This window comes from Bifidobacterium aerophilum (assembly GCF_010667685.1).
Lineage (GTDB): Bacteria > Actinomycetota > Actinomycetes > Actinomycetales > Bifidobacteriaceae > Bifidobacterium > Bifidobacterium aerophilum.
Map to the genome: position 1 here is coordinate 1 of NZ_WHZW01000036.1, position 9,230 is coordinate 9,230.

Below are 9,230 nucleotides of genomic sequence, written 5' to 3' on the forward strand. Positions count from 1 at the left end.
GAGTTCGTGTCCGACGGCAACAACAGCGATTTCGTGCGCCTCATCAAGGAGGCCGCGATCTTCAAATACCCGATCGGCGAGAAGATCACGTTCGGCCAGAACTGGCGTCCCGCCAGAGGCAAGGAACCGTTCGGCTACTTCTCGGAGGACGGCATCACGATCCACCCCGAGGCGGGCGACAGCAACGACTTCACCGGCCACAACGGCAACGTGGTCCTCTCCTGGAATTCGGGCGGCTACTGGACGATCCAATTCGCCGGCCTCGAATCGAAGAAGGAGGTCGTCGAAACGTACTTCGACGCGACCCACGACGCGGACGGCGGACTGACCGTCAGCGCCGCGGACTGCAACACGTTCGCCCAGTACGTCGTCGCCGGCCTCAGCCAGGCCGAGGACCTGATCCTCCTGCACATCCCGAAGGCCAAGGTCGGCGAACGCGAGGACATCACCTGGAACGTGTCGAACCTGCAGAACTTCGGCATGACCCTGCGCACCTACAAGGACTCCGCCGACAACCCGTACTTCATGAAGGCGTACGGGTTCGCCAAGACCGCATGAGAATCGAGGAAACCATGAGCGACATGAGCGACGAATACACGCTGATCACCCCCGAAACCGAAGCCGACGGCGAGGACGCGCGCCCGGTGCGCATCCAGTACGGCGACGTGAAAATGCGCCTGCCCCGACTGGACGACTCCCGGCACGTGCCGCTCGCGGTCCTGACCGCCGGCATGAGCGCGGTCAGCCGCGGCTGGGACAACCTCGACCAGGACGAGAAGATCGGGTTCATGAGCGTGATCCTCTCCTACCTGCTGCGCGAATACCCGCGACTGGAACGCGAGATCGACCGCAGGAGCGGCGACAAGATGGCCGACATCGGCCGCATCATCGCCGCATGGGTCGAAGCGTCCCGCACCGACCCAAAATCCTGACGCTCCTGCACCTGTGGTACGCGAACCGTCCCGCGCTGCAATACGACTGGATCGCCTGCTGGGGCGGCCCGTGGGATCCGCGGATCACGCCGGCCCGCGCGGCGTGGCCGATGCTCCGCGAGATCCTCATGGACCGTTCCAGCCACAGCTTCGCCGCACTGGCCGGATGGGCGTACATCCCCGACCCGGCCGACAAGTACATCCACGCCGTCAACCAGGGCGCGAGCAAGCTACGCCGCAGGCCCGACTGGCAGCGGCGTGACATCGGACGCGATTCGCCGCACCCGCGTGCGAAAGACGAGCGCTTGCGGAGCCGGCTCAAGGCACGGCTCGGCATCGTAGGGACGGGAGGCTGACGCATGGCTCAGGAGCTCGGCACCGGCTACATCATCATCCAGCCGTCCGCGAAGGGCCTCGGCAAGGCCATCGAGGGCGCCATCGACGACGGCACGACGAAGGGCGTCAGACAGTCCGGCAAAACGATCCTGAGCCGGGTCGGCGGCGCGTTCAAAACGGTCGGCAAGATCGGCGTCGGCGCGGTCGGCACCGTGACCGGCGCGATCGCGGGACTGGCCGCCAAGGGCGGCTTCGACCGCGCGCTGAACATCGAACGCGCGCAGACCAAGCTCAAGGCCTTGGGCCACGACACGAAAAGCGTCGACGGGATCATGTCCGACGCGCTGGCGTCCGTCAAGGGCACCGCGTTCGGCCTGGGCGACGCCGCGTCGGTCGCGGCCGGACTGGTCGCATCCGGCATCAAACAGGGCAAGAGCCTGTCCACGGTGCTGACCACGGTCGGTGACGTCGCGCAGGTATCGGGCCGGTCCTTCCAGGACATGGGCCTGATCTTCCAGCAGGTCACCGCCAAGGGCAAGCTGCAGGGCGACGAGATGCTCCAGCTCATGCAGTCCGGCATCCCGGTCCTGCAATACCTCGCGGACCATTTCAAGGTCACCAGCGCGGAGGCCCAGAAGATGGTCTCGGACGGCAAGGTGTCGTTCGAGGAGTTCGAGGCCGCGATGAGGGAGCATCTCGGCGGCGCCGCCAAATCCGCCGGGGACAGCTTCGAAGGCGCCATGGGCAACGTCAGGGCCGCATTGAGCCGGCTGGGCGAGACCATCGCCACGCCGGTCATCAAGGGCCTGACCAGCATGTTCAACCAGGCCATCCCGATCATCGACGGGTTCGCCGCCGTCGCGAAACCCGCGATGGAACAAGTCGGCAAGGCCATCGAAAACGGGCTGACGAACGCGATCCCCGAAGCCACGAAGGCACTCGAATCATTGAGGAACGGCCTGCAATGGTACGTGGACAACGGAGGGCCGGTCAACAGCGCCATGATCGCCATCGCGGCGGGCATCGCCACGCTGAAGACGGCCGCGTTCCTCACGTCCACGGCCGGTACGCTCAGGGATTTCACCGCGGCGCTCAAGCTCGCCTCGGAAACGGCCGGCAAGGAAGGCAACGCGTTCTCCGCGCTGTCGCAAAGCCTCAAGCTGATGGGGTCGTCGTCCACCGGCTGGACAAGGGCCATCGGGTCGATGTCGGGCACGCTCGGCCAGATCGCCACGAAGGCCGGCAAGGCCGGCGGAGGCATCACCGGATTGAGCAGGGCGCTCGGACTGGGCCCGTGGGGACTGGTCGCGGCCGGCATCGCGGCCGTCGCTGCCGGTCTCGCGTTCTTCTTCACGCAGACCGAAACCGGTCGCAACGCATGGCAGTCGTTCATGGATTTCCTCGCCCCGGCATGGCAGGCCGTCCAGAACGCATGGCAGGCCGTGCTGCCCGTCCTGCAGGGCCTCGTGCAAGGGTTCATGGACACGGTCGGCGGAATCGCCGACGCGATCGGCCCCGCATTGCGAACCGCAGGCGACACCGTCGGCGGTGTGTTCGCCGGCCTTGCGGATTCGATCGACGGATTCGTCCGACAGATCGGCCCCGCTCTCGAAGGGATCGTCACGGCCGCAGCCGCAGCGTTCTCCGGTCTCACGGACGCGGCGGCACCCGTGTTGGGCGCGTTGGGCGACTGGTTCCTGCGGGCATTGGAGCCGATCAAAGCGAACCTGCCGGCGTTGGCGGACTCGTTCGGCCAGCTCGTGCAGGCGTTCGCGCAGGCCGGCACGGACCTCGCACCCGTGTTCTCGGACATGTTCGCGCAGATCGGCGACGCTGTCGGCCGGCTCACGCCCGTCATCGGCCAGCTCGTGCAGGCGTTCGCGGATCTCGGCCCCGCACTGGTCACGCCGATCGTGAAAGCGGTCGTCGGGATCGCGCAGGCGCTCGTCCCGGTCATCACCATGATCGCGCAGGCCATCGCCCAGCTCCTGCCGACGGTCATGCAGATCGTCACCACGCTCGTGGGCGCGCTCGTCCCGGTCATCACCATGATCGCGAAGGCCATCGCCCAACTCCTGCCGCCCATCCTGTCGCTGATCACGAACGTCGTATCCCTGCTGATGCCGGTCATCGCGCAGATCGTCACGTTCATCGCGGGCATCGTCCCCGTGCTCGTCACGCTCGCGACGACGCTGATCGGCATGCTCGTCCCGGTCATCACCGCGATCGTGAACGTCGTCACCGCGCTGATCCCCGTGGTCGTGCAGGTCATCACGACCATCATCAGCGTGCTCACCCCAGCCATAACCACGATCATCGGCGTCATCCAAGGCGTCGTGACCGTGCTGACCGGCGTGATCACGTTCCTGACCGGCGTGTTCACCGGCGACTGGTCCAAGGCGTGGGACGGCATCAAACAGGTCTTCTCCGGAGTATGGCAGACGATCAAGAGCCTGTTCACCGGCATATGGGAAACGCTGAAGGCGGCGATCAAGGGCGGACTGGACGTCATCAAAAGCGTGTGGAAGGCCGCGTGGACCGCCGTGTCCAAGGCGTTCTCCAGCATCTGGGACGGCATCAGGAACGCGGCCAAGGCCGGCGTCGACCATGTCGTGGACACCGTCAAGGGCATCCGAGACCGGATCACCGGCTTCTTCTCGAACGCGGGAAGCTGGCTCGTGAACTCCGGCAAGGCCATCATCCAAGGCCTTGTCGACGGCATCACGGGCATGATCGGCGCCGCCGGCAAGGCGATCGAGGGCGTCATGAGCAAAATCAGGGGCTTCCTGCCGTTCAGTCCCGCCAAGGAAGGCCCGTTCTCCGGCCACGGGTGGACGCCTTACTCCGGCCGGGCACTCGTCGAGGGGCTCGCGCAGGGAATCACCGACGCGATGCCGCAGGCGGAACGATCCATCGACCGGGTCATGGCCGGCATGCGGTCACGCCTATCCGACGTGGCGCTGGCCTCGCCGAGGATCCAGCCGTCGGATGGCCGGATGGTGGCCGACTGGGCGGACACGGCGTTGCACGCCGCATGGGATGGACGCCTCACGGCGATGCTCGGCATGGATCCCATGACCCAGAACGCCACATCGACCACGTACAACATCACGATCGACGCGCGACGCGTGACCGACAGTCCGCGTCTCATGTCGATCATCGACGAACTGGTCGGCGCGGCGGGCGTTACCATGCGCGCCCGCGCATGACCGGGCCGGGATGGGGATCCCCGTTCCGGCTCTTCGAACGGAGGCATCATGGCCAATGCGTATGGCAATCAGGTCGGTCATTGGAAGGTGAAGGTCAACGCGTGGGTCGTGTCATCGACGGCCACGTCGGACACGATCCGCGTGCAGGCGATCGCGGTCATGTCGTCGGGCTGGTGGACCGAATCGTCCAATTGTTCGGCGAGCGTGTGGATCCAGGGCGTGACCGACTCGTCCGGCGCTTCGCTGGGATACCAGCGGCTGAATCCGGGCGAGCGGACCGTGCACTCGCACGATTTCGTCGTCGGCCGGACCGAGGACGCGCGCAGCCTGTCGTGCCGGGCGAGCCTGACGGTGCCGTACGGCGAGCCGGGCACCAGCACCGCCAGCGTGAACGTGAACGCGAGCGGCATCAAATACAAGGAACCGGACGAGCCGAGCAAACTGTCGATCGCGCGCGTGAACGACACGAGCGCGAAACTCACATGGAAGAACAATCCCGACAACGACGATCTCAAACCGTACAAGCAGCTCGTCATCGACCGGCAGGGCGGCACCGGCGGCGCGGCGGTCGGCACCACCACCATCACCCTGACATCCGGCAATGAACGCGTGACCCTGCCGGTCACCGTACGCGACAACCTCCTGCCCAAGTTTTCGGCCGGCACGCAGAACGGCGTGACCCTCGCCTACGAAGGCACCGGCATCCGCTTCACCGGAACGACGCCCACGACGTTCACCCAATGGAGCCGCCCCGTCACCCTGGAAGCGGGAGACTACCACGCTGACGGAGACGGGGCGCTCATCAAGATCACCGCATACGGGGACACGACCGGCACCGCGCTCATCGACACCCGCACGATCCCGCAGGCCACGCTCGAGGCCGGCCGGTACACCGTCGCCATCGCACTCACCGCCAAACAGACACCGCCCGACGGCATCCGTCACCCGTACCTCGAACGACTCGACTAAACCCCACCATGCGTGGGGTTTCTTCATAGAAAGGACCCCACACCATGGGAGCCATCGCACTCACCGGCCAAACACTCGGCCGGACCAGCCTCAACCTCACGGCCGGCACCGTCACCAAAAGCGTGCCGGTCACCGTCACCAGCCGCAACATCCTCTCCTACGGTCCCGCGACCGGCAACGGGCTGACCGCCACCGTCAACACCGACGGATCATTGCACGTCACCGGCACCGCAACCAAGCAATGGAGCGGACTGGGCTGGAAATTCCCCGTCCCGTACAAGGGCACGGCCACGCTCTCCGTGCCCGCTACGGTCAGCGGCCTGTCGGTCAGCGTCAAATGCCTCGACGCGGCCGGGCAGATCATCGGCACGCAGATCCAACCCAACACAAGCGGGCAGATTCCCGACACGGCCACCCACCTGCGACTCGACATCCTCTGCTCGCAGGCCACACCCACCGCCGTCACCGGCGACATGAAGATCCAACTCGAAGCCGGCAACAGCGCGCACCCATGGATGAAACCGGACAACACGAGCCTCAATGGGGGGGGGGTATGAGTTAGAGAACTTGTGGCCCAAGCTCACGGGCACGCAGACTATCAAGGGCATCACGTACACGCCGGACGGGGAAGACGTGATCGCGGACGGCACCGCGACCGACTGGGCCGTCCTCAAGCAGACGATCCATCTCGCAGACGGCGACTACCTGATCTCAGGCAACAGCAAACGTATCCAGATCGGAGCCAACGGCACCTACCTGCACCCCGCCGACAATCCCCAGCACATCACCGCAGGCGACTACGACTGCGAGATCAGCCTGCCCGCAGGCACCGTCTGCAACAAACAACGATTCACCCCCAGACTCTACCGAATCTAACCCAATCTTTAAGGAGGGGGCCCATGCGTTGACAGGACCAACCCCTGTGTGGGCGGTCATCCTGACGACCGCGATCACGTCGGGGGCGCTCACCAAAACCAGCTGACAGCAAGGAGGAGGACATGTATTGAAAGGACGACCACCGTGAATCTTCCCGCAGGCCTGCCCGCATGGGCGTACGTCATCGTGAGCGCGATGATCCTCGCCGCCCAGGTCGTCGCCGCCCTGTGGATCAACAGGAAGGGCGAGGACCGTGACATGGCCACGCGCGGCGAGATCACCAACAACCACGACAAAAACCTGCGCGACGACCTCGACGACAAAAACCGTAGCGTGCTCGACGCGATCGAACGCCTCCGCCGTGACATGAACGGCGAATTCGCGACCGTCAACGAACGCATCGCGAACAACGAATCCAACGTCAACGAGCTCCGGCGCGAACTGCACGACCTGCGTCGCAGCGAACAATAACCAACCGGACCAAGGCCCCGCTCCAATCGCGGGGCCTTTTCCATATCCACCGGAATCGAAAGGAGACAAGGATATTGGATCACCGCACCCATATTCGTAACAAGGGCAAGCCGTGGCGGCTCATCGCCATGCCGGTCGCGCTGCTGCTCGCGGTCACGCCCGTGATGGCGTTGGCCGACAGCGGCGTCGACGTGTCCAACTGGCAGGGCTGCGTCAACACGAGCCGCGCCGAAAACGCGAAGAACGCGGGCGCGTCGTTCGCGTTCGTCAAGGTCACCGAAGGCGTCGGATACACCGACAAGTCCGCCGACTGCTCCATGGCCGGCTTCGCCAACGCGGGCATCCGCCGCGGCGTCTACCACTTCGCCCGCCCCAACCTCGGCAACACGCCCGAAGCGGAGGCCGACTGGTTCATCTCCCAGACCAAGGGATACGTGAATCAGGGCGTCATCCCCGTGCTCGACTGGGAGCCGGGCGGCAAGTGGAACACGCAGACGTGGTGGGCCAAACGATGGCTCGATCGCGTGCAGGCCGCGTGGGGCGTCAAGCCGCTCATCTACATGAGCGCGTCGGTCGTCCAGTCCGGCGACTGGACCGAGGTCGCTCAAGCCGATTACGGCCTGTGGGTCGCCGGCTACCCGAGGGGCTATGCGGGCGACCGCCTGCGCGACCCCGGCAACGTGCCCTACTCCGTCAGTCCGTGGAAGTTCGCGGCAGCATGGCAGTATTCCAGCAGCGGCAACGTCGCGGGCGTCGGTCAGGCCGTGGACGTCAACTGGTTCTACGGCGACGCGGTCACATGGGCCAAGTACGCCGGACAGGCCGACACCAAGCCCGTCACCCCGCCGACCGTCGCCCCGTCGGAGCCGAAACCGTCGACCCCGACCGGTGATACGGACAGCATCGCCCGCGCCGTCATCCGCGGCGAATACGGCAACATGCCCCAGCGCAAACAGTTGCTTGGCAGTCGGTTCGACGAGGTGCAGGCCCGGGTCGACCAGCTCCTAGCCTCCAACGGCTCCGGCAGCTCCACGTCCTCCGGCTCGACGAGCGTGACCGTGCGCGCCGGGGACACGATGAGCGCGATCGCCGCGCGAACCGGCCTCTACCCGCTGTCCGCGTGGAGCGTGCCCAGCGGCAACATCAACCGCATCTGGCCCGGCCAGACAGTCACCTACCGGGGCGCGGCCCCGAGTGTGACGACCTCGACGCCGTCCGGTCATGTCGTGCGGGCGGGCGAGAGCCTGTGGTCGATCTACGGGACCGGCTGGCAGGCCGCCGCCGCGCGTAACGGTATCTCCTACCCGTACCTGATCTACCCCGGACAGGTACTGCGATAACCACCTGGCCGCGTCCCACACAGGCGCGGCCATTACCTTTCAAGGAGCATCATGACAGACCAGACCAATGTCGATGACACCGCGGATACGAGTGACGTGCCCGACTGGCTCATCCACAGCCGCGTGTACGACATCCTCAAATGGGTCGCCCTGATCGTCCTGCCCGCACTTGCCACGCTCGTGCAGGCGCTCGGCCCCGTATGGGGCTGGACGTGGGCCGACCCGGCCGCGACCAGCATCACCGCCGTCGCCCTGGCCGTCGGCGTCATCATCGGCGCAAGCCACCTCAAGGCGATCACGGCCAGAAAGTCCTGATGGAATAATTTGCGCCCGGTTTTAAGCCGCCCTCACTCCCCTGGCTTGGAGAGTGAGGGCGGCTCTTTTGCGTTCTACGGCAATGGTTTTAGGGCTGGTTTCGTGCCCACATTTTGCCCACATTTTTCCGAAAAACAGGGTAATTCCACGTGATTCACGGAAATGAGAAAAAGCCGCTCAGCCCTACTCCCGTAAGGCAAAGCGGCTTGTTTCCGCCGAAGCGGAACAGTGGAGTCGCGGGGAATTGAACCCCGGTCCGGTAACCGTACCCTCAGTCTTCTACGTGCGTAGTCTGCTGGCCGTTTGGCAGTTTTTCTGCCCCCATCTATGTCGCAGACAACCGATGGCGGGCATATTCGCAGTAAAAGTCCCGATACAGACCTGCAACGCGGCTATATCAGCAAGTCTTCTTAACGACGCTCGGCATCCCCCCAAAGACGAGAGGGAGCGAACGGAGCGGCTGCTCGCTGGTTACTCCTGGCGCGAAGCTCAGGCAGCGAGAGCGAACTCAGTGCGGTTAGATTTAGCACTTATTCTTTTGCCGGGGGCATCCACGAGCGGACCCGGCGTTCTCGGCACGCTTCCCTGCGACGAACAGGTCACCGTCGAAACCGATCGACCCCAATCTTGAATTATCAAGCCTCCGTTTTCACGGACTTTTCAATATAACCCCATCAAAGCAACATGTCAAGTCACTTGATGATCGGGACCGTGTTTGCTGTTCTGATGGAGGGGTGGGAATAGTTAGAGGCTTCTAGGCAGAATGGGTGGTGCCTAAACCT

Annotated in this window: 10 protein-coding genes and 1 other RNA gene; 10 read left to right on the top strand and 1 reads right to left on the bottom strand. The window is 64.9% G+C overall.

The window, feature by feature from the left end:
• The 10 genes from GFD25_RS11645 to GFD25_RS11690 form a co-directional block, all read left to right on the top strand.
• Window positions 1–558 (top strand): hypothetical protein (locus tag GFD25_RS11645; protein WP_163233007.1); only part of this gene is annotated, 558 nt, incomplete at its 5' end.
• A gap of 14 nt (window positions 559–572) precedes the next feature.
• Window positions 573–932, top strand: coding sequence for a hypothetical protein (locus tag GFD25_RS11650; RefSeq protein WP_163233009.1), 360 nt, complete (start codon window positions 573–575; stop codon window positions 930–932).
• A complete protein-coding gene (locus GFD25_RS11655; protein WP_163233012.1) occupies window positions 896–1,288 on the top strand; it encodes a hypothetical protein in 393 nt (130 codons plus the stop codon). Before GFD25_RS11650 ends, GFD25_RS11655 begins: the two co-directional genes overlap by 37 nt.
• Window positions 1,289–1,291: 3 nt before the next feature.
• Entirely contained in the window at window positions 1,292–4,477 is a 3,186-nt protein-coding gene (locus GFD25_RS11660; protein WP_163233014.1) for a tape measure protein, read from the top strand.
• Between the two features lie 48 nt (window positions 4,478–4,525).
• Window positions 4,526–5,446 carry a hypothetical protein gene (locus tag GFD25_RS11665; RefSeq protein WP_163233016.1) on the top strand — a complete coding sequence of 307 codons (921 nt, stop codon included), beginning with the start codon at window positions 4,526–4,528 and terminating at the stop codon, window positions 5,444–5,446.
• Between the two features lie 44 nt (window positions 5,447–5,490).
• Window positions 5,491–6,003, top strand: a complete 513-nt coding sequence (locus tag GFD25_RS11670) for a hypothetical protein (RefSeq protein WP_163233018.1) — start codon at window positions 5,491–5,493, stop codon at window positions 6,001–6,003.
• Between the two features lie 10 nt (window positions 6,004–6,013).
• Window positions 6,014–6,322, top strand: coding sequence for a hypothetical protein (locus GFD25_RS11675; RefSeq protein ID WP_163233020.1), 309 nt, complete (start codon window positions 6,014–6,016; stop codon window positions 6,320–6,322).
• A 144-nt stretch (window positions 6,323–6,466) separates the two neighbouring features.
• Complete coding sequence (locus tag GFD25_RS11680) at window positions 6,467–6,793, top strand: DUF2746 domain-containing protein (protein WP_163233022.1); 327 nt, start codon at window positions 6,467–6,469, stop codon at window positions 6,791–6,793.
• Window positions 6,794–6,867: 74 nt separating this feature from the next.
• Window positions 6,868–8,133 (top strand): GH25 family lysozyme, encoded by a 1,266-nt coding sequence (locus GFD25_RS11685; RefSeq protein WP_239512566.1) that lies wholly within the window; start codon window positions 6,868–6,870, stop codon window positions 8,131–8,133.
• 51 nt (window positions 8,134–8,184) lie between these two features.
• Window positions 8,185–8,448, top strand: coding sequence for a phage holin (locus GFD25_RS11690; protein WP_163233024.1), 264 nt, complete (start codon window positions 8,185–8,187; stop codon window positions 8,446–8,448).
• A 226-nt stretch (window positions 8,449–8,674) separates the two neighbouring features.
• On the opposite strand, the gene ssrA is transcribed toward GFD25_RS11690, so the two are convergent.
• Window positions 8,675–9,071, bottom strand: a transfer-messenger RNA (tmRNA) gene (gene ssrA, locus GFD25_RS11695).
• Window positions 9,072–9,230 lie beyond the last annotated feature (159 nt).

What these genes read in the sequence shown, in the direction of transcription:
- GFD25_RS11650 (WP_163233009.1), top strand. Translation starts at nt 573, where the DNA reads ATGAGCGACATGAGCGACGAATACACGCTGATCACCCCCGAAACCGAA.
- GFD25_RS11655 (WP_163233012.1), top strand. Translation starts at nt 896, where the DNA reads ATGGGTCGAAGCGTCCCGCACCGACCCAAAATCCTGACGCTCCTGCAC.
- GFD25_RS11660 (WP_163233014.1), top strand. Translation starts at nt 1,292, where the DNA reads ATGGCTCAGGAGCTCGGCACCGGCTACATCATCATCCAGCCGTCCGCG.
- GFD25_RS11665 (WP_163233016.1), top strand. Translation starts at nt 4,526, where the DNA reads ATGGCCAATGCGTATGGCAATCAGGTCGGTCATTGGAAGGTGAAGGTC.
- GFD25_RS11670 (WP_163233018.1), top strand. Translation starts at nt 5,491, where the DNA reads ATGGGAGCCATCGCACTCACCGGCCAAACACTCGGCCGGACCAGCCTC.
- GFD25_RS11690 (WP_163233024.1), top strand. Translation starts at nt 8,185, where the DNA reads ATGACAGACCAGACCAATGTCGATGACACCGCGGATACGAGTGACGTG.